This is a genomic window from Pedococcus soli, assembly GCF_054782575.1.
The window spans coordinates 326,190-347,194 of sequence record NZ_BAAGSF010000005.1; the positions used below are offsets into that span (position 1 = coordinate 326,190).

17 protein-coding genes and 1 tRNA gene are annotated in these 21,005 nt (G+C 70.7%); 13 read left to right on the top strand and 5 right to left on the bottom strand.

The annotated features are described in order from the left end of the window. Window positions 1-118: 118 nt before the first annotated feature. Window positions 119-1,300 (top strand): glycerophosphodiester phosphodiesterase, encoded by a 1,182-nt coding sequence (locus ACYVKF_RS14685; RefSeq protein ID WP_460967373.1) that lies wholly within the window; start codon window positions 119-121, stop codon window positions 1,298-1,300. A 73-nt stretch (window positions 1,301-1,373) separates the two neighbouring features. Here ACYVKF_RS14685 and ACYVKF_RS14690 read toward each other — a convergent pair whose 3' ends face one another. The 3 genes from ACYVKF_RS14690 to fdhD all read right to left on the bottom strand — a co-directional run bounded on the left by ACYVKF_RS14690 (window position 1,374) and on the right by fdhD (window position 6,211). Continuing rightward, window positions 1,374-2,258 carry an NAD-dependent epimerase/dehydratase family protein gene (locus ACYVKF_RS14690; protein WP_056919913.1) on the bottom strand — a complete coding sequence of 295 codons (885 nt, stop codon included), beginning with the start codon at window positions 2,256-2,258 and terminating at the stop codon, window positions 1,374-1,376. A 102-nt stretch (window positions 2,259-2,360) separates the two neighbouring features. Continuing rightward, the gene (gene aceE, locus ACYVKF_RS14695) at window positions 2,361-5,126 is read right to left on the bottom strand and encodes a pyruvate dehydrogenase (acetyl-transferring), homodimeric type (RefSeq protein ID WP_460967376.1); all 2,766 of its coding nucleotides are present in this window, start codon (window positions 5,124-5,126) and stop codon (window positions 2,361-2,363) included. A 245-nt stretch (window positions 5,127-5,371) separates the two neighbouring features. Next, entirely contained in the window at window positions 5,372-6,211 is an 840-nt protein-coding gene (gene fdhD / locus ACYVKF_RS14700) for a formate dehydrogenase accessory sulfurtransferase FdhD (protein ID WP_056917595.1), read from the bottom strand. Window positions 6,212-6,438: 227 nt separating this feature from the next. On the opposite strand from fdhD, the gene ACYVKF_RS14705 reads away from it, so the two are divergent. The 4 genes from ACYVKF_RS14705 to ACYVKF_RS14720 are packed head-to-tail and all read left to right on the top strand — an operon-like array spanning window position 6,439 to window position 9,937. Continuing rightward, window positions 6,439-7,854, top strand: a complete 1,416-nt coding sequence (locus tag ACYVKF_RS14705; protein ID WP_200947841.1) for an L-lactate MFS transporter — start codon at window positions 6,439-6,441, stop codon at window positions 7,852-7,854. Beyond that, window positions 7,851-8,000, top strand: coding sequence for an MFS transporter small subunit (locus tag ACYVKF_RS14710; protein ID WP_460967378.1), 150 nt, complete (start codon window positions 7,851-7,853; stop codon window positions 7,998-8,000). The genes ACYVKF_RS14705 and ACYVKF_RS14710 overlap by 4 nt, the downstream gene beginning before the upstream one ends. A gap of 9 nt (window positions 8,001-8,009) precedes the next feature. Next, complete coding sequence (locus tag ACYVKF_RS14715) at window positions 8,010-8,552, top strand: PH domain-containing protein (protein ID WP_235529263.1); 543 nt, start codon at window positions 8,010-8,012, stop codon at window positions 8,550-8,552. Next, window positions 8,549-9,937, top strand: a complete 1,389-nt coding sequence (locus ACYVKF_RS14720; RefSeq protein ID WP_460967380.1) for a PH domain-containing protein — start codon at window positions 8,549-8,551, stop codon at window positions 9,935-9,937. The genes ACYVKF_RS14715 and ACYVKF_RS14720 overlap by 4 nt, the downstream gene beginning before the upstream one ends. Before the next feature lie 40 nt (window positions 9,938-9,977). Here the strand turns inward: ACYVKF_RS14720 and ACYVKF_RS14725 are convergent, their stop codons facing one another. Then, window positions 9,978-12,290 (bottom strand): FdhF/YdeP family oxidoreductase, encoded by a 2,313-nt coding sequence (locus tag ACYVKF_RS14725; protein ID WP_460967382.1) that lies wholly within the window; start codon window positions 12,288-12,290, stop codon window positions 9,978-9,980. Between the two features lie 195 nt (window positions 12,291-12,485). Between ACYVKF_RS14725 and ACYVKF_RS14730 the strand changes: the two genes are divergently transcribed. Further along, window positions 12,486-12,911 (top strand): DUF3052 domain-containing protein, encoded by a 426-nt coding sequence (locus ACYVKF_RS14730; RefSeq protein WP_056917592.1) that lies wholly within the window; start codon window positions 12,486-12,488, stop codon window positions 12,909-12,911. Window positions 12,912-12,933: 22 nt separating this feature from the next. Then, window positions 12,934-13,401 (top strand): peroxiredoxin, encoded by a 468-nt coding sequence (locus ACYVKF_RS14735; RefSeq protein WP_056917591.1) that lies wholly within the window; start codon window positions 12,934-12,936, stop codon window positions 13,399-13,401. Between the two features lie 90 nt (window positions 13,402-13,491). Here ACYVKF_RS14735 and ACYVKF_RS14740 read toward each other — a convergent pair whose 3' ends face one another. Continuing rightward, window positions 13,492-16,314, bottom strand: a complete 2,823-nt coding sequence (locus ACYVKF_RS14740; RefSeq protein WP_460967385.1) for an immune inhibitor A domain-containing protein — start codon at window positions 16,312-16,314, stop codon at window positions 13,492-13,494. A 208-nt stretch (window positions 16,315-16,522) separates the two neighbouring features. Between ACYVKF_RS14740 and ACYVKF_RS14745 the strand changes: the two genes are divergently transcribed. From ACYVKF_RS14745 to ACYVKF_RS14770, 6 genes are all read left to right on the top strand, one after another. Next, window positions 16,523-16,595 (top strand) — tRNA-Val (locus ACYVKF_RS14745). A gap of 1 nt (window position 16,596) precedes the next feature. Further along, entirely contained in the window at window positions 16,597-17,448 is an 852-nt protein-coding gene (locus ACYVKF_RS14750; RefSeq protein ID WP_460967387.1) for a Nif3-like dinuclear metal center hexameric protein, read from the top strand. Then, the gene (locus ACYVKF_RS14755; RefSeq protein WP_369796245.1) at window positions 17,403-18,185 is read left to right on the top strand and encodes a zinc ribbon domain-containing protein; all 783 of its coding nucleotides are present in this window, start codon (window positions 17,403-17,405) and stop codon (window positions 18,183-18,185) included. Before ACYVKF_RS14750 ends, ACYVKF_RS14755 begins: the two co-directional genes overlap by 46 nt. Before the next feature lie 3 nt (window positions 18,186-18,188). Further along, window positions 18,189-19,340, top strand: a complete 1,152-nt coding sequence (locus ACYVKF_RS14760) for a bifunctional RNase H/acid phosphatase (RefSeq protein WP_460967388.1) — start codon at window positions 18,189-18,191, stop codon at window positions 19,338-19,340. A gap of 71 nt (window positions 19,341-19,411) precedes the next feature. Continuing rightward, window positions 19,412-19,825: a rhodanese-like domain-containing protein gene (locus tag ACYVKF_RS14765; protein ID WP_056917588.1), complete on the top strand. Its 414-nt coding sequence runs from the start codon at window positions 19,412-19,414 to the stop codon at window positions 19,823-19,825. Then, the gene (locus ACYVKF_RS14770) at window positions 19,822-21,003 is read left to right on the top strand and encodes an O-succinylhomoserine sulfhydrylase (RefSeq protein ID WP_460967390.1); all 1,182 of its coding nucleotides are present in this window, start codon (window positions 19,822-19,824) and stop codon (window positions 21,001-21,003) included. Before ACYVKF_RS14765 ends, ACYVKF_RS14770 begins: the two co-directional genes overlap by 4 nt. The last annotated feature ends 2 nt before the right edge of the window (window positions 21,004-21,005 follow it).

A 21,005-nucleotide genomic window follows, 5' to 3' on the forward strand; every position in this document is an offset into this window, starting at 1 on the left:
TCTATTTGTATGACGCCCACAACCACCGGGGGAGCGGCCCCAACGGTTCGACGCACCTTCACCTGACCGACACCGCAGGGTCGCCCACGGCCGGGGGCGGGTTCCTAGCGTCGCGGGCATGACCAGAACCCTCCCCGCCCTGGCCGTCACCGGTGCCCTCGTCCTGGGTGCCACCGTTGCCCTCGCCGGGCCGTCCGCGGCTGCACCCTCGGGCCGCACGACCACCTCCTCCGCCACCGACCGCGCGGACCGCACCGCCACCATCGACCGGGTCCGCAAGACCACCGGGCCCCTCGTCATCGCGCACCGTGGTGCCTCCGGCTACCGGCCCGAGCACACCAGTGGTGCCTACGAGCTCGCGGTCGCGCTCGGTGCCGACTACATCGAGCCCGACCTCGTCATGGCCAAGGACGGGGTCCTCGTCGACCGGCACGAGCCCGAGATCTCCGGGACGACCGATGTCGCCGACCACCCGGAGTTCGCGTCGCGTCGCACGACCAAGAACCTCGACGGTGTCGCGACGACCGGGTGGTTCACCGAGGACTTCACCCTCGCCGAGCTGCGCACGCTGCGGGCCAAGGAGCGGCTGCCCCAGATCCGACAGGAGAACACGCTCTACGACGGTCGGTACAGGGTGCCGACGTTCGAGGAGGTGCTGGCGCTGCGCGAGAAGCTGTCCAAGGAGTACGGCCGGAAGATCGGCATCATCCCGGAGATCAAGCACTCGACGTACTTCCACGCCAAGGGGCTCAACCCCGAGGCTGCGCTCATCAAGGCCGTCCGCAAGCACCGGCTCGACACGCCGAAGGCGCCACTGTGGGTCCAGTCCTTCGAGCTCACCAACCTCGTGGAGCTGCGGACGACCTACGGCTACCGCGCCAACGAGGTCTTCCTCGCAGGCGCCACCGGGGCGCCGTACGACCTCGTCAGCAAGGGCGACCCGCGCACGTACGCCGACCTGCTGGCGCCGGCCAGCCTGAAGCGGCTGTCCCGGACCATCGACGGCATCGGTCCCGACAAGAACCTCGTGATCGGCCGCCGCGCCGACGGGACGCTCGCCTCTCCGACCGGTCTGGTCGCTGCCGCCCACGCTGCCGGCCTCAAGGTGACGCCGTACACCTTCCGTGCGGAGAACACCTTCCTGCCGACGGACTACCGCGTCGGGTCCGACCCCGCCGACTTCGGACGGGCGGTCGACGAGGTGGTGGAGTTCATGAAGGCCGGTGTGGACGGCGTCTTCTGCGACCAGCCCGACATCTGCGTCACCGCGCGCAAGGACTTCCTCGGGCAGAGCGAGTGAGCGAACCCGTTCCGACGACGAACGCCCGGTCCCTCGGGGGCCGGGCGTTCGTCGTGCGTCAGGTCGACGGAGCTCAGACGTGGTCGCGCCACGAGTGCTGCGGGTCGTAGCCCAGGACCCGACGCGCCTTGTCGATGCCCAGCAGCGTCTCGTGCTCGCCGAGCTCCTTGCGCACCTCGACACCGGGGAACACCTCGGCCACCAGCTCGGCGCTCGACCGGCTCATCACGGTGTCGGCGTTCGCGATGACGAACACCTCGACGCCGGGCTCGGTCCGCTCGAGGCCCAGGCGCACGGCCTGGGCGCCGTCGCGGGCGTCGATGTACCCCCAGAGGTTCCACTTGCGCAGGGTCGCGTCGGCGTCGAACGACGGGAACGCCTGGTAGTCCTCGGGATCCATCACGTTGGAGAAGCGCAGCCCGACCATGGTGAGCTCGGGGTCCCAGCGGCAGAAGTGGGCCGCCATCTCCTCCTCGAGCGCCTTGTTGAGCGAGTAGGTGCTCTCGGGGCGGGGGTGGTACTCCTCGTCGACCGGGACGTACGGCGGGGGAGTGTCGAAGGGCAGGCCGAGGACCGTCTCGCTCGAGGCCCAGACGATGCTGCGGATCCCCAGCGCCCGGGCGGCGGCGAACACGTTGTAGGTGGCCGCCGAGTTGTTCGCGAAGGTCGCCGCGTTCGTCGTCAGCCCGGGGGCCGGGATCGCCGCGAGGTGCACGACGGCGTCCACCGGCCCGGTGTGCTCGTCCACCCCGCCGGAGAACGCCTCGAGGACCTGGCCGTAGTCGGTGAGGTCCACGGCGACGAACGGGGTCTGCGGCGACTCGGGCCGGGTGCGGTCGAGGGCGAGGACGTCGTAGCCGCTCTCGGCGAGGTGGGCGACGACGGTGCGGCCGAGCTTGCCGGAGGAGCCGGTCACGGCGACGCGGCGCCGCGGGTTCTGGGGGGATGGGGAGGTCATGTCCCCATCCTCTCCCAGACTGCGCCGGCCCACAGAATGGGTATGCCGCCTGCTCACGGTGAGCAGGCGGCATACCTGTTGTGCGACAACCGAATCAGGCGGTCAGCTGTCGCCGCCCGCGTTGCCGGAGGTGCCGGCGGTGACGTCGAGCAGGCGGTAGCGGGCCGCCGCCTCACGCGGGACGTTGCCGTCGATCTCGCCACGGGCGGCCAGCATCTGCAGCGCGCGCACCGCGACCGAGGGGCCGTCGATGTGGAAGTAGCGACGCGCAGCCGGTCGGGTGTCGGAGAACCCGAACCCGTCGGCGCCGAGCGACGCGAAGTCTCCGGGCACCCACTGCTGGATCTGGTCCTGCACCTGGCGCATGTAGTCCGACACCGCGACGACCGGGCCGCGGGTGTCCTGCAGGCGCTGGGTGACGTAGGGGACCCGGCGCTCCTCGTCGGGGTGCAGGAACGCCTGCTCGTCGCAGGCGAGCCCGTCACGACGCAGCTCGTTCCACGAGGTCACCGACCACACGTCGGCGACGACCCCCCATTCGTTGCGCAGCAGCTCCTGGGCCTCGAGCACCCACGGCACGCCGACACCCGACGCGAGCAGCTGCACGCGCGGGGCCTCGTCGCCCAGGCCGTCGGTGATGCCGGGGGCGAAGAGGTACATCCCCTTGAGGATGCCCTCGCTGTCCACGTTCTCCGGCTCGGCGGGCTGGCTCATCGGCTCGTTGTAGAGCGTCACGTAGTAGATGACGTTCTCCGGGTTGTCGCCGTACATCCGGCGCAGCCCGTCCTGCATGATGTGGCCGATCTCGAAGGCGAACGCCGGGTCGTAGGACACGACCGCGGGGTTGGTCGCCGCGAGGATGTGGCTGTGGCCGTCGGCGTGCTGCAGTCCCTCACCGGTGAGGGTCGTGCGGCCGGCGGTGGCACCCATGAGGAAGCCGCGCGTCATCTGGTCGGCAGCCGCCCAGATCGAGTCGGCGGTCCGCTGGAACCCGAACATCGAGTAGAAGACGTAGATCGGGACCATGGGCTCGCCGTGCGTGGCGTAGGACGTGCCGGCGGCGGTGAAGGCCGCGATCGAGCCTGCCTCGTTGATGCCGAGGTGGAGGATCTGCCCGTCCTTGGCCTCCTTGTAGGCCAGCATGAGCTCGGCGTCGACGGAGGTGTAGTTCTGCCCGTGCGGGTTGTAGATCTTGATCGTCGGGAAGAACGAGTCCATGCCGAACGTGCGGGCCTCGTCGGGGATGATCGGCACGACGCGCTTGCCGAACTCCTTGTCGCGCATGAGCTCCTTGAGCAGCCGGACGAACGCCATCGTCGTGGCGACCTGCTGCTTGCCGGTGCCCTTCTTGACGATGTCGTAGGCCGACGAGTCGGGCAGCTTCAGCGGCTCGTGCTCCACTCGGCGCAACGGCAGCGAGCCGCCGAGCTTCTCGCGGCGCTCGCGCAGGTACTGGATCGTCGGGTCGTCGGCTCCCGGGTGGAAGTACGGCGGACGGTACGGGTCCTTCTCGAGCTGCTCGTCGCTGATCGGGATCTTCAGGCTGTCGCGCAGGCCCTTGAGGTCGTCGAGGGTGAACTTCTTCATCTGGTGCGTGGCGTTGCGGCCGGCGAAGTGGCTGCCGAGCCCGTAGCCCTTGATCGTCTTCGCGAGGATGACGGTCGGCTGGCCGGTGTGGTTCATGGCGGCCTGGTAGGCGGCGAAGACCTTGCGGTAGTCGTGGCCACCGCGCTTGAGCTTCCACCAGACGTCCTCGTCGGACCAGTCCTTGACCATCTCGCGCGTGCGCGGGTCCTTGCCGAAGAAGTGCTCGCGGACGTACTTGCCGTCGTTGGCGCGGAACGTCTGGTAGTCGCCGTCGCTCGTGGTGTTCATGATGTGCGCGAGGGCACCGTCACGGTCGGCCGCGAGCAGCGGGTCCCAGCCACGGCCCCAGACGACCTTGATGACGTTCCAGCCCGCACCACGGAAGAACGACTCGAGCTCCTGGATGATCTTGCCGTTGCCGCGGACCGGGCCGTCGAGGCGCTGCAGGTTGCAGTTGATGACGAAGGTGAGGTTGTCGAGCTCCTCGCCGGCCGCCAGCTGCAGCAGGCCGCGCGACTCCGGCTCGTCCATCTCGCCGTCGCCGAGGAATGCCCAGACGTGCTGCTGGCTGGAGTCCTTGACGCCACGGTTGTGCAGGTACTTGTTGAACTGCGCCTGGTAGATCGCGTTCATCGGGCCGATGCCCATCGACACGGTCGGGAACTGCCAGAAGTCCGGCATGAGGCGCGGGTGCGGGTAGGACGGCAGCGCGAGCGGCTTGCCGGCCACGACGTGGCTGTGCTCCTGGCGGAACCCGTCGAGCTGGTCCTCGGAGAGGCGGCCCTCGAGGTAGGCGCGGGCGTACATGCCGGGGGAGGCGTGGCCCTGGAAGAAGACCTGGTCGCCACCGCCGGGGTGGTCGGCGCCGCGCCAGAAGTGGTTGAAGCCGACCTCGTAGAGGGTCGCTGCGGAGGCGTACGTGGAGATGTGGCCGCCGACGCCGATGCCCGGGGCCTGGGCGCGGTGCACCATGACGCCGGCGTTCCAGCGCAGGTAGGCGCGGTAGCGGCGCTCGACCTCCTCGTCACCGGGGAACCACGGCTCTGCCTCGGGGCTGATCGTGTTGATGTAGTCGGTCGCCGTCAGCGACGGCACCCCGACCTGCATCTCCCGAGCGCGCTCGAGCAGCTTGAGCATGACGTAGCGGGCTCGCTGGCGACCGCCCTCCTCGATGACTCCGTCGAGGGAGTCGAGCCACTCCTGGGTCTCATCGGGGTCGATGTCCGGGAGCTGGCTGGGGATGCCGTTGAGAATGGGTCCGGCTTCCTCGCGTGCGGCCACGGTGGTGAGTCCTTTCTCGCGCCACGGTCGCGGGGTTGCCTGCGACCAGCCCCTATCTTCCCCCCTCGGGAGGCGTCGGTCACAACCCGGTCGGGGCTACTGGCCAGTATCCGGAGCAGGCGCCCACATATATGTGCCGCGGTGGTGGGGCCGGGCGCCGCGACGACGCCGTGGCCACGCGACGGTGAGTCGGTGATCAAGCGACGGTGAGGCGGTGGCGACGCGGTGGCGACCCGACGACCGGGTCAGTCGAGGTCGAGCCGGTGCTCGCCGGAGTAGACCGTGAGCCGCGGGGCCCGGGCGAAGCCGACCAGGGTCAGCCCCGCCTCGCGGGCCAACCCGACCGCCAGCGACGACGGCGCGGAGACCGCGACCAGGGCAGGGATCCCGGCCATGACGGCCTTCTGCACCAGCTCGAAGCTGGCCCGGCCGCTCACGACGAGGACGTGTCCGCTCAGGGGGAGCCGCCCTTCGCGGCCGGCCCAGCCGATCACCTTGTCGACCGCGTTGTGGCGGCCGACGTCCTCGCGGACCACCAGGGGCTCGCCCTCGGGGGTGAACAACCCTGCCGCGTGCAGGCCGCCGGTCTTGTCGAACACCTTCTGCTGCGTCCGCAGGACGTCGGGCAACCCCGCCAGGACGGCAGGGGCGAGGCGAACGGCGTCGGAGTCGACGGCATACGGGCGGTGGGTGGTGATGGCCTCGATGCTCGTCTTGCCGCACACGCCGCACGCGCTGGTCGTGTACTGGTTCCGCTCGCTGCGCGAGAGGTCCACGGTCACGTCGGGGGCGAGCGTCACGTCGACGACGTTGTAGGTGGGGGAGCCGTTCTCGTCCTCGTCGAGGCAGTGCATCATCTGCGCGACGTCGCTGCCGTGGCGCAGGACGCCCTCGGTGAGCAGGTAGCCCAGGGTGAGGTCGAAGTCGTCGCCGGGCGTGCGCATGGTCACCGAGATCGAGGTGCCGTCGACGCGCATCTCCAGCGGCTCCTCGACGGCGACCGTGTCGGGGCGCGACCGCGACACCACTCCCTCGGGGGTCACCTCGAGCCGGATCGCCGGAGTCCGCTGCGTCACCCTGCCCATGGCGCCACGGTATGCGGCGCGGCCGCGCGCCGCTCGCCCGGCCCGGTCCGCAGCCGTCCTCGTGTCCCGTGCTCGTGCCTCGTCCTCGTGCCTCGTCCGCGTGCCTCGTCCTCGTGCCGGAGACCAGTTGCCGCGCGGTTGTTCGCGACCCGGGGTAGCGTCAACCGCGGCTCCTGCACCGCTTCGTCCTGCTGTGGGGGCATTGCCACGTACAAGGAGGTATGTGCATGTCGATCCTCGACCGCAGCCGCTCGGTCGCCCGTCCGGGCTACAGCAAGTGGCTCATCCCGCCGGCCGCGCTCGCGGTGCACCTGTCGATCGGTCAGGTCTACGCGTTCAGCGTCTTCAAGACCTCCCTCGTCGACCACTTCGGCACCTCGCAGACCCCGGTCGCGGCGATCTTCTCGATCGCGATCGTCATGCTCGGCCTGTCCGCCGCTGTGCTCGGCACCTGGGTGGAGCGGGAAGGGCCGCGCAAGGCCATGGTCGCCGCGGCCCTCTGCTGGGGGATCGGCTTCATGGTGGGCTCGCTCGGCATCGCGACCAGCCAGCTCTGGCTGCTGTACCTGGGGTACGGCGTCATCGGCGGCATCGGGCTGGGCATCGGCTACATCTCCCCGGTCTCGACGCTGATGAAGTGGTTCCCGGACCGCCCCGGCCTCGCGACCGGCATGGCCATCATGGGCTTCGGTGGCGGTGCGCTGATCGCCTCGCCGCTGTCCAACAAGCTGCTCGGCACCTTCGACTCCGGCTTCGACGGCAAGACCGGCTCGGTCGCCGACGGCCACGCCCTGACGATGACGTTCCTCGTCCTGGGCGTCGCGTACCTCGTCTTCATGCTGTTCGGCGCCTCGCTCATCCGGGTGCCCCCGGAGTCGACCGACGCCGCGGGCACGAAGACCCCGGCGGGCCAGATGACCGGCCGCAACGGCGCCATGGTTCGCGCGTCGGAAGCCATTCGCACCAAGCAGTTCTGGCTGCTCTGGGTCGTGCTCTTCTGCAACGTCACCGCGGGCATCGGCATCCTCGAGCAGGCTGCGCCGATGATCCAGGACTTCTTCCGCGACGGGAAGACCTCGACCGTCACGGCGGCCGCCGCCGGCGGCTTCGTCGGGGTGCTGTCGCTGGCCAACATGGCGGGTCGGTTCGTCTGGTCGAGCACGTCCGACCTCATCGGGCGCAAGCCGATCTACATGATTTACCTCGGCGTCGGCATCGTGACCTACCTCCTGCTCGCCACCGTCGGCCACACCTCGACCGGGCTGTTCGTCCTGCTGGCGGCCGTCATCCTGTCCTTCTACGGCGGCGGGTTCGCGACGATCCCGGCCTACCTCAAGGACCTGTTCGGCACGTTGGAGGTCGGCGCCATCCACGGCCGGCTGCTCACCGCCTGGTCGGCCGCCGGAGTGGCCGGACCCCTGATCGTCAACGGGTTCCTCGACGCTGCGGGCAAGCCCGGCAGCCTGACCAACGGCGACTACCGCCCGGCGCTGTTCACGATGGTCGGTGTCCTCGTCGTCGGGTTCGTCGCCAACCTCCTGGTGACCGACGTCAGCCGGGACCACTTCGACGCCGGCGCCACGAGCGAGTCCGCTCCTGACGCCCGCGCCTCAGACACCGTCGACGAAGGAGCCCTTCGATGAGCGACACCCGAGCCACCGCCACCGCCACCGCGGCCTCGACCACCAACCCCCTCGTCGTCACGGCCGCCTGGCTGGTCGTGGGCACGCCGCTCGCGTACGGCCTGTGGCAGACGATCCTCAAGGCTGCCAAGCTCTTCGGCGGCTAGGTTGGGGGCGTGACCGACGCGCCCCACCTGTACCCACCGGACCCCAGCGCCGCCCCGACCGGGCTCGCGTCGGTGCGGCTCTACGACGACGGCGGTATGCCGTGGCAGCCGGTGTCGCAGCGGCTCGCCACGGCGCGCCACCTGGTCCTCGGGATCGTGCTGGTCCCGGTCCTGGTGGTCCTCGTCGTCCTCGCGGTCTTCGTCTGGTCGTGGACCTGGGTGCCCGTGGCTGTCGTGGCCGTTGCCGGAGGCTGGGCGTGGTGGGTGGTCGGCCGGCAGGTGTCGGCGATCAGCTGGGCGGAGGGCGCGGAGGAGCTGGTCGTCCGTCGCGGCCGGTTGTTCCGGTCGGTCGTGTCGGTGCCGTACGGCCGCCTGCAGTACGTCGACGTGCAGTCCGGGCCGCTGGAGCGGCGCTTCGACATGGCGACGGTCGAGCTGCACACGGCCTCGCCCGAGAGCGGCGGCCAGATCCCCGGTCTCCCGACCGCCGAGGCCGAGCGGCTGCGCGAGCGGCTCGCCGCCCGCGGGGAGTCGCAGCGGGCCGGCCTGTGAGCGAGCCGCACCCCGACGCGGTCGAGCGGCCGTGGCAGCACCTGCACCCGTTGTCGCCGCTGCTCCGGGGCGGGCTGGCGTTCGCCGCCGTCGTGGCCTACCTCGTCTCCCAGCAGCTCGACACGCTCTTCGGCGCGGCCGCCGACGACCCGACGCGGGGACACCTCGGCTGGGCTGCGCTGGCCGTCCTGGGAGTCCTGGTGGCGATCATCGCGGGGTCGTGGCTGTCCTGGCGGTTCTCGCGCTACCGCCTCGGCGCCACCCTCATCGAGCTGCGCACGGGGTTCCTCTTCCGCCAGCACCGTCAGGTGCGCTTCGACCGGATCCAGGCCGTGGACGTGGGCCGACCCCTGTTGGCCCGGCTCACGGGGTTGTCCGAGGTGGTGGTGCAGTCGGCCGGGGGCAAGGACTCCCAGCTCAAGCTGTCCTTCCTCGCCGACACGCGCGCCCAGGAGGTCCGCGAACAGCTCATGTCGCTGGCCGGCACCACCGACACGCCCACGCCCGGCTCGGCCGTCGCCCCTGGCGACGTACCCACCGACGCCGCCGCACCACTCGGACGCCGCGTCGTCCTCGTGCCCAACTCCAGGGTCGTCCAGTCCGTGCTCTACACCGGCCAGAGCCTCTTCCTGGTCCTCGCCGTCCCCGGGTTGGTGGGGTCGCTCATCGCCGGGATCGGGGGCATGGTCGCGTGGCTCGGCCCGGCCACGTTGGCGGTGGGCAGCGGGCAGCTCAAGCGACTGCTGCAGGAGGGCAACTTCGAGCTGCTCCACGGCGGCGACCGGCTGCGGATCCGGCACGGCCTGACCGACCTGCGCGCGACCACGGTGCCGCTGCACCGGATCCAGGCGGTGCAGGCCAGCCAGCCGCTGCCGTGGCGGCTGACGGGGTGGTGGCGGCTGCAGATGAACGTCGCCGGCGCGGGCCGGGGCGAGGACTCGACCGAGACCGTCCTGCTGCCGGTCGGCACCCTCGCGGAGGTCCTCGAGGTCATCGTGCTGGTGCTGCCCGGAACCACCAGGGAGATGGCCGCGGCGGCCCTGCTCGGTGAGGGCGGCGACCACGGCTTCACCACGGCCACCGCACGGGCCCGTCGGCTGGACCCGGTCGGGTGGCGCCGCCTCGGCTACACGGTCGCCCCCGAGGTCCTGGTGACCCGCCGGGGTCGGCTGTGGCGCGTGGCGCAGTTCGTGCCGCACGCCCGCGTGCAGTCGCTCAAGGTGTCGCAGGGGCCCGTGCAGCGCTCGCAGCGGGTGGCCTCGGTGACCCTGGTGTCGACACCCGGGCCGGTGAGCCCGGTCGTGGCCCACCTCGACCTGCCCGAGGCCGAGCGCCTGCTCGAGGAGCAGGTCGTGCGGTCCGGGCTGGCGCGCCGACGCAGCTGACGCGCCATACGGCAGGCGGAGGTCAGCGGCGGGCGGGAGGTCAGCGGCGCTCGAGGCGGATGACGAGGGCCTTGGCGACCGGGGTGTTGGACCGCAGGGCCACGTGGTCGGCCGCCATCAGCACGTTGGTCTCGGGGTAGTACGCCGCCGCGCACGACTGGGCCGTGGGGTACGACACGAGGGTGAAGCCCTCGGCCCGGCGCTCGGTGCCCTCGAACTCGCTCACGACGTCGACGACCTGCCCCTGGTGGAAGCCGAGCCGGTGCAGGTCCTCGGGGCTCACCAGCACGACGCGGCGGTTGCCGCTGATGCCGCGGTAGCGGTCGGCGTGGCCGTAGATCGTCGTGTTGAACTGGTCGTGGCTGCGGATGGTCTGCAGCAGCAGCCGCCCCTCGGGCACCTCGAGCATCGGGACGTCGCGCGCGAGGAACTCGGCCTTCCCCGACGGGGTGTCGAACTCGCGGCTGTCGCGCGGCTTGTGGGGGAGCAGGAAGCCACCCGGCTCGCGGACCCGGCTGTTGTAGTCCTCGAAGTTCGGGACGACCCGGGAGATGTGGTCGCGGACGAGGTCGTTGTCCTCACCCAGCGCACGCCAGTCGACCGAGCCCACGTCGGGCACGAGGCGCTCGGCCAGCCCCGCGACGATGGCGACCTCCGAGCGGCACTGGTCCGACGGGGGATCGAGGCGCCCCTGCGACAGGTGGACCTGGCCCTGGGAGTCCTCGACGGTGACGCCCTGGTGCCCCCGCGGGGTCGCGTCCCGGTCGGTGCGGCCGAGGCAGGGCAGGATCAGCGCCTCGCGCCCGGTGACGGTGTGCGACCGGTTGAGCTTCGTGGAGACGTGCACGGTGAGGTCGCACGCGCGCAGGCCCTCGTGCACCACGGGGGTGTCCGGCGTGGCCATCGAGAAGTTGCCGCCCATGCCGAAGAAGACCCGGACCGACTTGTCCCTCAGGCGCTGGACGGTGGCGACGGCGTCGACACCGTGGTCGGTCGGCGGGGCGAACCCGAACTCCGCCTCGAGCGCGTCGAGGAAGGTCTGCGGCATCTGCTCCCAGATGCCCATGGTGCGGTCGCCCTGGACGTTGGAGTGGCCGCGGACCGGGCACGGTCCGGCCCCGGGCTTGCCGATGTTGCCCTGGAGGAGCAGGACGTTGACGACCTCCTGGATCGAGTTCACCGCGTGCACGTGCTGGGTCAGCCCCATGGCCCAGCAGACGACCGTGGCCTTCGACTCGACGAACCGCTGGGCCAGCGCCTCGATCTCCGAGCGCTGCAGTCCTGTGGCGAGCTGCGTTGCGTCCCAGTCGATCTCGCGGACCGCAGCGGCGTACTCGTCGTACCCGGCGGTGTGCGACTCGACGAACGCCCGGTCGAGGACGGTCCCGGGCGCGGACTCCTCGGCCCGCACGAGCAGGTGGCCGACGGCGCGGAAGAGCGCGTGGTCGCCCCCGAGCCGGATCTGGAGGAAGTCGTCGGCCAGGGCCGTGCCCGGGCCGATCATGCCGCGCGGCGTCTGCGGGTTCTTGAACCGGATCAGGCCCGCCTCGGGCAGCGGGTTGACCGCGACGATGACGGCACCGTTCTTCTTCGCGTTCTCGAGGTGGGTGAGCATGCGCGGGGCGTTCGTGCCGGGGTTCTGCCCGGCGATCACGATGAGCTCGGCCTGCTCGAGGCTCTCCAGCGTCACCGCGCCCTTGCCGATGCCGATCTGCTCGCTCATCGCCGTGCCCGAGGACTCGTGGCACATGTTGGAGCAGTCGGGGAGGTTGTTGGTGCCGTATGCGCGGACCATGAGCTGGTAGAGGAAGGCGGCCTCGTTGCTCGTGCGGCCGGACGTGTAGAACACGGCGTCGTCCGGGGTCGGCAGGGCCTTGAGGTGGCGGGCCATGAGCTCGTTGGCGGCGTCCCAGGAGATGGGCTCGTAGTGGGTCCCGCCCGCGCGCAGGTGCATCGGCTCGGTGAGCCGGCCCTGCTGCCCGAGCCACCACTCGCTCTGCTCGTCGAGCGCTGCGACGGGGTGCTTCGCGAAGAACTCGCGGTCGACGCGCCGCTTGGTCGCCTCCCAGGCCACCGCCTTGGCCCCCGACTCGCAGAACTCGGCCACGTGCCGGTCGTCGGTCTCGGGGTCTGGCCAGGCGCAGGACGGGCAGTCGAAGCCTTGGTCCTGGTTGAGCCGCCCGAAGACCCGTGCCGTCCGCGGCAGCCCCATCTGCTCGACGCCGTGTCGGAACGAGTTGACCACCGCCGGCAGCCCCGCCGCCCACTGCTTGGGCTGGTGCGCCTCGGCCGCCCCCGTCGGGTCGGCGGTGGCCAGGGGGTCGGTGCTGGTGAGGTCGCTGGGGGTGGCCATACGGCGACCCTAACCCGGCTCTGGCGCGCCCGCGCCGTGGGCGGGCAGGCGGTCGCGCGGGGCACGACGGCGTCCAGATCGCGGCTGATCTGCGACGATTCTGTGGAGTTGGTTGCGCAAACGGCCCGGACAGAGTGGACTGTGCGCCACAGTCCCCGACCACCGAGGTCGACGACGAGAAACAGGAGAAGGCACGTGAGCACGTCCGCACAGGCGGCGCCGCACGGTGGGGCCGACCGTCTGGGGTTCACCGCAGGTCAGGTGATCCAGGAATTCGGCTACGACACGGACGTCGACGACGACCTCCGCTTCGCCATCGAGGACCTCACCGGCACCGAGCTGGAGGACGAGGACTACGGCGACGTGGCCGACTCCGTCCTCATCTGGTGGCGCGAGGACGACGGCGACCTCGTCGACGCAGTCGTCGACGCCCTGACCAACCTGGCCGACGGTGCCTTCATCGTCATCCTCACCCCCAAGGCGGGCCGTCCCGGCCACGTCCAGGCCAGCGACATCGAGGAGGCCGCCACCACCGGCGGCCTCCACACGTCCGGCACGGTCAACGCCTGCGAGGACTGGACCGCGACCCGGCTCGTCGCCCCCAAGTCGGCCCGGCGCTGAGTTCGCTGGCAGACTGCCAGCCATGACCTCACCGCTCGCTGTCGGCGACATCGCCCCCGACTTCACCCTCAAGGACCAGAACGGCCAGGACGTCACGCTGTCCTCGTTCCGCGGCGACAAGTTCGTCGTCGTGGTCTTCTACCCGTTCGCCTTCTCCGGGATCTGCACCGGCGAGCTCTGCGAGATCCGCGACAATCTCGGCGCCTTCGTCTCCGACGACGTCCAGGTGCTCGGCATCTCGACCGACCACATGTTCACCCAGCGCGCCTGGGCCGACAAGGAGGGGTACTTCTTCCCCCTCCTGTCCGACTTCTGGCCGCACGGGGCCGTCGCGCAGTCCTTCGGCGTCCTGCACGAGGGTGCCGGCGCCGCCGTCCGCGGGACCTTCCTGATCGACCGCGAGGGCGTCGTCCGCTGGTCCCTGGTCAACGAGATCGGCCAGGCGCGCGACTTCACCGGCTACCACGAGGCGCTGCGCGAGCTCGCCTGAGCGCGTGCCGGGTCCTCCCGGCGCCCCCGACGACGACAGGGCCGGTATGCCGCGTGTGCGGCATACCGGCCCTGGTTCGTTCGGTGCTGGTTACTTCTTCGGCGGGGTCACCATGAGCCGCGCCATCTGGTTGTTCTGCATCGTCATCGCGACGGTGATGGTCGTGCCGTAGCCGACCTTCGAGTCCGCCGGGTTGCCGGTGCCGAGTCCGTCGCCGTACTGCGCCGGGAGGAGCTTGCCGTTCTTGTCCACGATCTTGACGGTGTACGGCGAGTTGCCCTTGGAGGGGACGACCACCGAGGCGTCAGCGTCGCGGTAGAAGTACGGGTTCTTCGCGTCCAGGTCGGGGCGGTACTCGATACCGGGGTACCAGCCCTTGTTGTCCGTGAAGGTCCGCACCGCGACCTGCTTCGGGTAGGTGTTGCACGCGGTCTTGGTGACCGCGTCGTTCGTCACGCACTCCTTGAAGGGGTAGGTCCCCACGAGGCCGAACGCGGCGTTGGACGACTGCGGGCGCGACGGCAGGTTCTTCAGCAGCGTCGGGTCGAGCGCTGCCGCGGCGCCGGTGCGGCGCAGCGGGTCGAAGTGGCTGTCGACGATCAGCAGGCCGCCCTTGGTGCCCTCGCTCGGGAGGTCCGAGAGGTTGTTGAGCACGTGGTTGGCGTTGCCGTACGTGGTGTCGCGGTACCAGATGAGGGCACCGGGAGCGTTGTACTTGATCTTCTCGACGTTCCACGCGCCCTTGGCCTGGTAGGTCGTGTCGTAGCCGTACTGCAGGCCCTTGTCGAACCCGTCGAAGTTGCGCCACTCGACCAGGTAGTACTGCGCCTTGGTCTGCGTGCCGGTGTCGAGGATCCAGCCGGCACCGGTGGTGTCGACGTGCGTGCCGACCTTGGCGGTCCAGCCGTTGTTGGCCTCGGCGTTGTCGCTCCAGACCGTGCTCGCACCGTTGGTGAGCGAGAGGTCGTCGACGAACCAGCCACGGTCCTCGAAGGCGGCGTCGGTGGCGTAGTGCAGGCGGACCTGGATGGTCTTGCCGGCGTAGGGCGTGACCTTCGCGTAGTGGTGCTCCCAGCCGTCGGTGGCGCCGGTGAGTCCGTACTTCTTGTTGCCGAAGGTCTTGAGGTTGCCGTTCGGGTCGGCGTAGGTGTCGGAGGTGCTGACCTCGGCGCCCGTGGTGTCGTAGACCTTCTGCTCGGTCCACGTGGCGCCACCGTCGGTCGAGACCTCGACGAAGCCGAAGTCCCAGTCCTCCTCGATGGAGTAGTTGTTCCACATCCAGAACTTCGCGTCGGTCGAGCCCACCGGGACGCTGACCGTGCGGGTCAGGGTGTTGTCGGCCCACGACTGGTCGCTGCTGGAGAACCACATCTTCGCGCCGCTGTGCGGGGTCGCGAGGGTGATGGTCTTGTTCGGCAGGTTGACCTTGAGGCCGTCCTGCGTGCCACGCGGCGTGCGCGACGACTGGCCGACGAGGACGGACTGACGCGGGTCACCGGGGTTGATGACCTTCGGGTCGGCCCAGCCGAGGACGTACTTGTCCCAGATGCCCATGTGCGTCGGCATCGACTGGAAGATCGGGCCCGAGTGCGAGCCGGAGCTCATCAGGTCCCAGAAGTCGACGTCGGAGTCGCCGCCGCTGGCGGTGTCGTAGAGGTCCGGCAGACCGAGGTCGTGACCGTACTCGTGGGCGAACACACCGACGCCGGAGTCCTCCGGCTGCACGATGTAGTTGCTCAGCTTGAGGTTGGTCCCGGGAACGGGAGCGCCACCGGCGACGGCCGACGAGTGCGCCCAGATGGCGTAGGTGCCCTGGGCACCGCCCCCACCGGACTTGTCCGAGCCGGCGTGGACGAGCACGACGTGGTCGATGACGCCGTCCGGCTCGTTGAAGTTGCCGTCACCGTCGACGTCGCCCTGGTCCTCGAGGTCGTAGTCGGCCCAGGGGAAGTTCGGCTGGGCCTTGGCGAGGGCCGCCACGGCGTCGATGGGCAGCTGGCCGGCGCCGAGCGGGTTGCTCGGGTGACCCTGCATGTCCTGGATCGCGTCGTAGGTCCAGACGCCGTTCTCGTCCTGGTGGCACCGGGTGGCGCCGTAGTAGGCCTCCGAGTGCGGCACCGTGATCCACGGGGTCGCAGCACCGTCGACGGTGTACGCGCCCTTGGACATCTCCTCGTACATGTTCTTCATCGTGTAGCCGGAGATGTCGAAGCCGGGCTTGCCGTCAGGGCCCTTGAGGTCGGTGCGCACACGCTGGGTGATGCCGGTCTTGGTGTAGAGCATCGTGTTGTAGTGCGCGGACGAGAAGTCCTTGACCCACATGGAGTTGTTGTCGAGCAGCGGGGCGCTCGCCGGGTTGGGGATGGTGTTGTGCTTCGGGCCGTTCTGCACGGAGCCCAGCTTGCAGGTGTCCGAGCCGAACTCGCTCGGGACCATCGACGTGCGGAAGTCGTCGTTCGCCTTGTCGTTGAACTCGACGAGGATCGTGAGCAGCTTGGCCTCCTGCATGGCAGGGGCCTGCTTGAACTTGCTCTTGATCGCCGCGGGGCTCTGGCCGGTGCGCAGCGACTGCGCCTCGATCTTCGCCAGGCCGCGTGCGGCGACCGGGTTCCCCTTGGCGTGCTTGGCGTCGTACTTCTTGGCCTTCTCCAGGACGGCGGCCTGGCGGGCCAGCACCTTCTTGTCCTTGGTGACCCGGGTGTCGGTGCCGAAGGCTTGCTCGGCCCGGGGGGCCACGGTGTTCAGGTAGGTGCTGCCTCCTGCGGCGGCACTGGGACTGGCCGGCGCGGGTGCGGGGGCGGCCGACGAGGTGCCCGCTGCGCCGACAGCCGCGAGGCTGGTGGCGACGAGCGCGAACGTCGGAACCACCGCGGCGGCCCGGAGAGCGCGCCCCGTGATCCTGCGATGAGTCATTTTTCCTCCATGTTCTGACCCGGCCGCGGAGTAGCCGGGTTCAGGGACCTCTCTCTGCGAGAGACCACAATGAGGGGCATCTTGCACCGCGTGGGGGCCTTTGGGAAGGAAAATCACCACATCCCGCCCCGCCTGCCGAAATTTCCCTCGCACCCCTGCCCACCTGACACAATGGCGCCGCGCGGTTCGGCTGGGTCGACCGTGCGGAGGGCCTGTAGCTCAGTTGGTAGAGCACCGCGTTTACACCGCGGGTGTCGTCGGTTCGAGCCCGGCCGGGCCCACGTGCACCCCACCCTCGCCGACGCCGTCCACGCCCTCGAGGGCTTCTACCCGCCGTCCACGGCGCAGTCGTGGGACCAGGTCGGCCTGGTGTCCGGCGACCTCGAGCAGCCGGTGTCGCGGGTCCTGTTCGCCGTCGACCCCACGCTGGCGGTCATCGACGAGGCGCGCGAGCTCGGCGCCGACCTCCTGGTCACCCACCACCCGCTGCTGCTCAGGGGCATCCACAGCGTGGCGACCTCGACGGCCAAGGGGGCGAGCGTCACGGCCCTGGTCGTGCACGACATCGCGCTGTACGTCGCCCACACCAACGCCGACGTCGCCGAGCCCGGCGTCAACGACGCGCTCGCGGCCGCCTGCGGGCTCACCGACGTGGAGCCGCTCGCCGTGGTCGAGGGGCAGCCCCTCGGCCGGGTCGGCAGCCTCCCCGCCCCGAACACCTTGGCCGAGTTCACCACCGCCTTGTGTGCAGCGCTCCCGCCCTCGGCGGGGGGCGTCCGGGTGGCGGGTCCACCCGGAGCCAGGGTCCAGCGTGTCGCCGTGATGGGCGGTGCGGGGGACGACATGTTCGACCACGTCAGGGCTGCGGGAGCCGACGTCTTCGTCACTGCGGACCTGCGCCACCACCCCGTGCTGGAGGCGCGCGAGGAGGCCCGCGGCGGCACGCCATACCTGGTGGACGCGGGGCACTGGGCGACCGAGTCCCTGTGGCTCACCGAGGCCGCGCAGCGGCTGGAGGCGGCGCTTGCGGACGGGGACCCGTCGGCCTCTAGAGTGGAGACTCACATTTCCACACTGCGCACCGACCCGTGGACCTTCGTCGTCGGTGCCGAGCCGCCCGGAGGTACGTCCTGAAAGCCGACCCGTCCCGTCAGTGGAGGCTCCTGGACCTGCAGGCGATCGACACCCGTCTCGACCAGATCGCCCACGCGACCAAGAACCTGCCGCAGCGAGCCCAGCTCGCCGAGCTCGAGCGGCGCGCAGCGGCCCTCGACTCCGACCTCGTCCGTGCCCAGACGGCCCTGGGCGACGTGCAGCGCGAGGTGGCCAAGGCCGACACCGACGTGCAGTTGGTGCGTGACCGTGCAGCGCGGAACCGGGCGCGGCTCGACGCCGGTACCGGCACCGCCAAGGACCTGCAGGCGCTCCAGCACGAGCTCGACTCCCTGAACCGGCGCCAGGCCGAGCTCGAGGACGTCGAGATCGAGGTCATGGAGCGGGCCGAGGCCGCCGAGGCCGCTGTGGCCCGGCTCGAGGCGGAGCGGGCGGCCCTCGCGACCGAGCTCGAGGCGGCCTCCGCAGCCAAGGACGACGCCCTCAAGGACTTCGAGGCCGAGGCCGCCAAGGTCTCCGCCCCCCGGGCCGACACCGTCGCGGGCGTCGGCGCCGACCTGGTCGCCCTCTACGAGAAGATCCGCACCCAGACCGGTGGACTGGCGGCAGCGGCCCTGCGCCAGCGACGCTGCGGTGGTTGCCAGCTCGAGCTCAACAACGTCGAGATGAACCGCATCAAGGCCGCCCCGGACGACGAGGTGCTGCGCTGCGAGGAGTGCCGCAGGATCCTGGTCCGCACGTCCGAGTCCGGCCTCTGACCGGTGGGTCGTCAGCTCGTCGTCGAGGCCGACGGCGGCTCCCGGGGCAACCCCGGGGTCGCCGGCTACGGTGCGCTCGTCCGTGACCGCGCCAGCGGCACGGTCCTCTGGGAGGGCGCTGCGCCGCTGGGCAAGGAGTCCAACAACGTCGCGGAGTACTCCGGCCTGATCGCCGGGCTGCGGGCCGCCCAACGCATCGACCCCGGCGCCCACGTCGAGGCGCGCATGGACTCCAAGCTCGTCGTCGAGCAGATGTCGGGCCGCTGGAAGATCAAGCACGAGGACATGCGGCGACTGGCCCTCGAGGCCCGCGAGCTGGCCGCGCTCATCAGCCGCGGTGGTGGCTCGGTGTCCTACACGTGGATCCCCCGTGAGAAGAACAAGGATGCGGACGCCCTGTCCAACGACGGCATGGACGGTCGCACCATCGACCGGATGCTGGGCGATGCGGCCGTGGCAGAGGGGGACACGTCGGCCGACGAGCTCGTCGAGGAGATCATCGACCCCAACCCCGCCTCCACGGCCCTGCCGCCGGCTGCTGGCCGGGGGACGCCCACCCGCCTCGTGCTGGTGCGCCACGGCGTCACCGACTTCACCGTGCACGCCCAGCTCGACGGTCGGGGCGGCGCGGACCCCTCCCTCAACGAGACGGGTCGTGCCCAGGCGCGGGCCGCCGGAGCCGCCGTCGCCCACCTCCTGGGGGGCGCCGACGCACGGGTCGTCACGTCGTCGCTGGCCCGCGCCGTCCAGACGGGTGCCGCGGTCGCCGCGACCATCGGCGTCGACGCCGAGCAGGACGAGGACTGGGACGAGCAGGACTTCGGCGACTGGGACGGCGTGAGCGTCCACGACCTCGCCCGCGAGCAGGCCGACGAGCTGGACCGCATGCGCAGCGACGCGGCATATGCCCGTCCGGGCGGGGAGACCCACCTGGAGCTGGCCGAGCGCGTCCTCGCCGCGTACGAGCGCGTGGTCGCCGCGGGCGGCACGACCGTCGTGGTCTGCCACCGCAAGCCGATCATGGTCGTCCTCGCGCACGTGCTGGGCATCCCGCACGACCGGATCTGGCGGCTCGCCGCGGCACCGGGCTCGCTCACGGCGCTCGAGGTCTGGCCGGACGGCAACGTCTCGGTCGCGTTCACCAACCGCACCTGAGGGGACGGACGACCCGCCCACGATGTGGCCGGGTCGTCTCGCCATGTGGCGGTCCGTCCTACGCTGGGGACATGAGCTACGCAGGAGACGTCGCCCCCCAGGATGCGTATGCCGCGCTGGCGGCCGACGAGGACGCGGTCCTCGTCGACGTGCGCACCAGCGCCGAGTGGAACTACGTCGGGCTGCCCGACCTCACCGGGCTGGGCAAGAAGGTCATCTGCGTGGAGTGGCAACGCTTTCCGGACGGAGCGGTGAACGGCGACTTCGTCGAGCAGCTGCGCGACGCGGGCCTGCCCGACGGTGCCCCGATCTACTTCCTGTGCCGCTCTGGCGTGCGCTCGGTGGCCGCCGCGGAGGCCGCCACCGGTGCGGGGCTGGAGCCGTCCTACAACGTCACGGAGGGCTTCGAGGGACCGCACGACGACCAGGGGCACCGCTCGGTCTCCGGCTGGAAGAACTCGGGGCTGCCGTGGAGGCAGGGATGACCGAGGGCCGCTCGTTCCGACCGGACACGGTCGCGGTGCGGGGAGGCCTGTCCCGCAGCAACTTCGACGAGACGTCCGAGGCGCTGTACCTCACGTCCGGCTTCGTCTACGAGAGTGCCGAGCAGGCCGAGGCGGCGTTCAAGGACGAGGTCGACCACTTCATCTACTCGCGCTACGGCAACCCGACGGTGTCGATGTTCGAGGAGCGGTTGCGCCAGCTCGAGGGTGCCGAGGCCTGCTTCGCGACCGCGTCCGGCATGTCGGCGGTGTTCGTCGCCCTGGCTGCGCTGCTCGGACAGGGGGACCGCGTGGTGTCCTCGCGCGGCCTGTTCGGCTCGTGCTTCGTCATCCTCGACGAGATCCTGCCGCGGTGGGGCGTGGAGACGGTGTTCGTCGACGGACCGGACCTCGACCAGTGGCGCGAGGCGCTGTCCGTGCCGACGCAGGCGGTCTTCTTCGAGACCCCGAGCAACCCCATGCAGGAGCTCGTCGACATGCGGGCCGTGTCGGACCTGGCGCACGCCGCCGGGGCCCAGGTCGTCGTCGACAACGTCTTCGGCACGCCGGTGTTCTCCCGTCCGCTCGACCACGGTGCCGACGTCGTCGTGTACTCCGCGACCAAGCACATCGACGGCCAGGGCCGCACCCTCGGCGGAGCCGTGCTCGGCACGTCCGAGTTCGTCGACGGGCCGGTGAAGAACCTCATGCGGCACACCGGACCGGCGATGTCGCCGTTCAACGCGTGGGTCCTGGTCAAGGGCCTGGAGACGCTGAGCCTGAGGGTGCGCCAACAGGCGGCCAACGCCCTCGCCGTCGCGGAGGCCCTGGAGGCCCACCGGTCGGTGACGAAGGTGCTCTACCCGTGGCTGCCGTCGCATCCTCAGCACGAGCTGGCGCAGCGGCAGATGCTCGGCGGCGGCACCGTGGTGACGTTCGAGCTCGACGGGGGCAAGGCCGAGGCGTTCGCGCTGATGAACGCGCTGCAGGTCGTCGACATCAGCAACAACCTCGGTGACGCGAAGTCGATGGTCACGCACCCGGCGACGACGACCCACCGCAGGCTCACGCCCGAGGCGCGCGCGGCCGTCGGCATCACCGACGGCACGGTCCGCATCTCGGTCGGTCTGGAGGACCCCCAGGACGTCATCGAGGACCTGCTCCGCGGCCTGCCGGGCTGACG

Excerpts from the sequence above, each read along its gene's own strand:
- ACYVKF_RS14740 (WP_460967385.1), bottom strand. The coding sequence starts at position 16,314 with ATGACTCATCGCAGGATCACGGGGCGCGCTCTCCGGGCCGCCGCGGTG.
- ACYVKF_RS14710 (WP_460967378.1), top strand. The coding sequence starts at position 7,851 with ATGAGCGACACCCGAGCCACCGCCACCGCCACCGCGGCCTCGACCACC.
- ACYVKF_RS14705 (WP_200947841.1), top strand. The coding sequence starts at position 6,439 with ATGTCGATCCTCGACCGCAGCCGCTCGGTCGCCCGTCCGGGCTACAGC.
- ACYVKF_RS14770 (WP_460967390.1), top strand. The coding sequence starts at position 19,822 with ATGACCGAGGGCCGCTCGTTCCGACCGGACACGGTCGCGGTGCGGGGA.
- ACYVKF_RS14765 (WP_056917588.1), top strand. The coding sequence starts at position 19,412 with ATGAGCTACGCAGGAGACGTCGCCCCCCAGGATGCGTATGCCGCGCTG.
- ACYVKF_RS14735 (WP_056917591.1), top strand. The coding sequence starts at position 12,934 with ATGACCTCACCGCTCGCTGTCGGCGACATCGCCCCCGACTTCACCCTC.
- ACYVKF_RS14725 (WP_460967382.1), bottom strand. The coding sequence starts at position 12,290 with ATGGCCACCCCCAGCGACCTCACCAGCACCGACCCCCTGGCCACCGCC.
- ACYVKF_RS14685 (WP_460967373.1), top strand. The coding sequence starts at position 119 with ATGACCAGAACCCTCCCCGCCCTGGCCGTCACCGGTGCCCTCGTCCTG.
- fdhD (WP_056917595.1), bottom strand. The coding sequence starts at position 6,211 with ATGGGCAGGGTGACGCAGCGGACTCCGGCGATCCGGCTCGAGGTGACC.
- ACYVKF_RS14690 (WP_056919913.1), bottom strand. The coding sequence starts at position 2,258 with ATGACCTCCCCATCCCCCCAGAACCCGCGGCGCCGCGTCGCCGTGACC.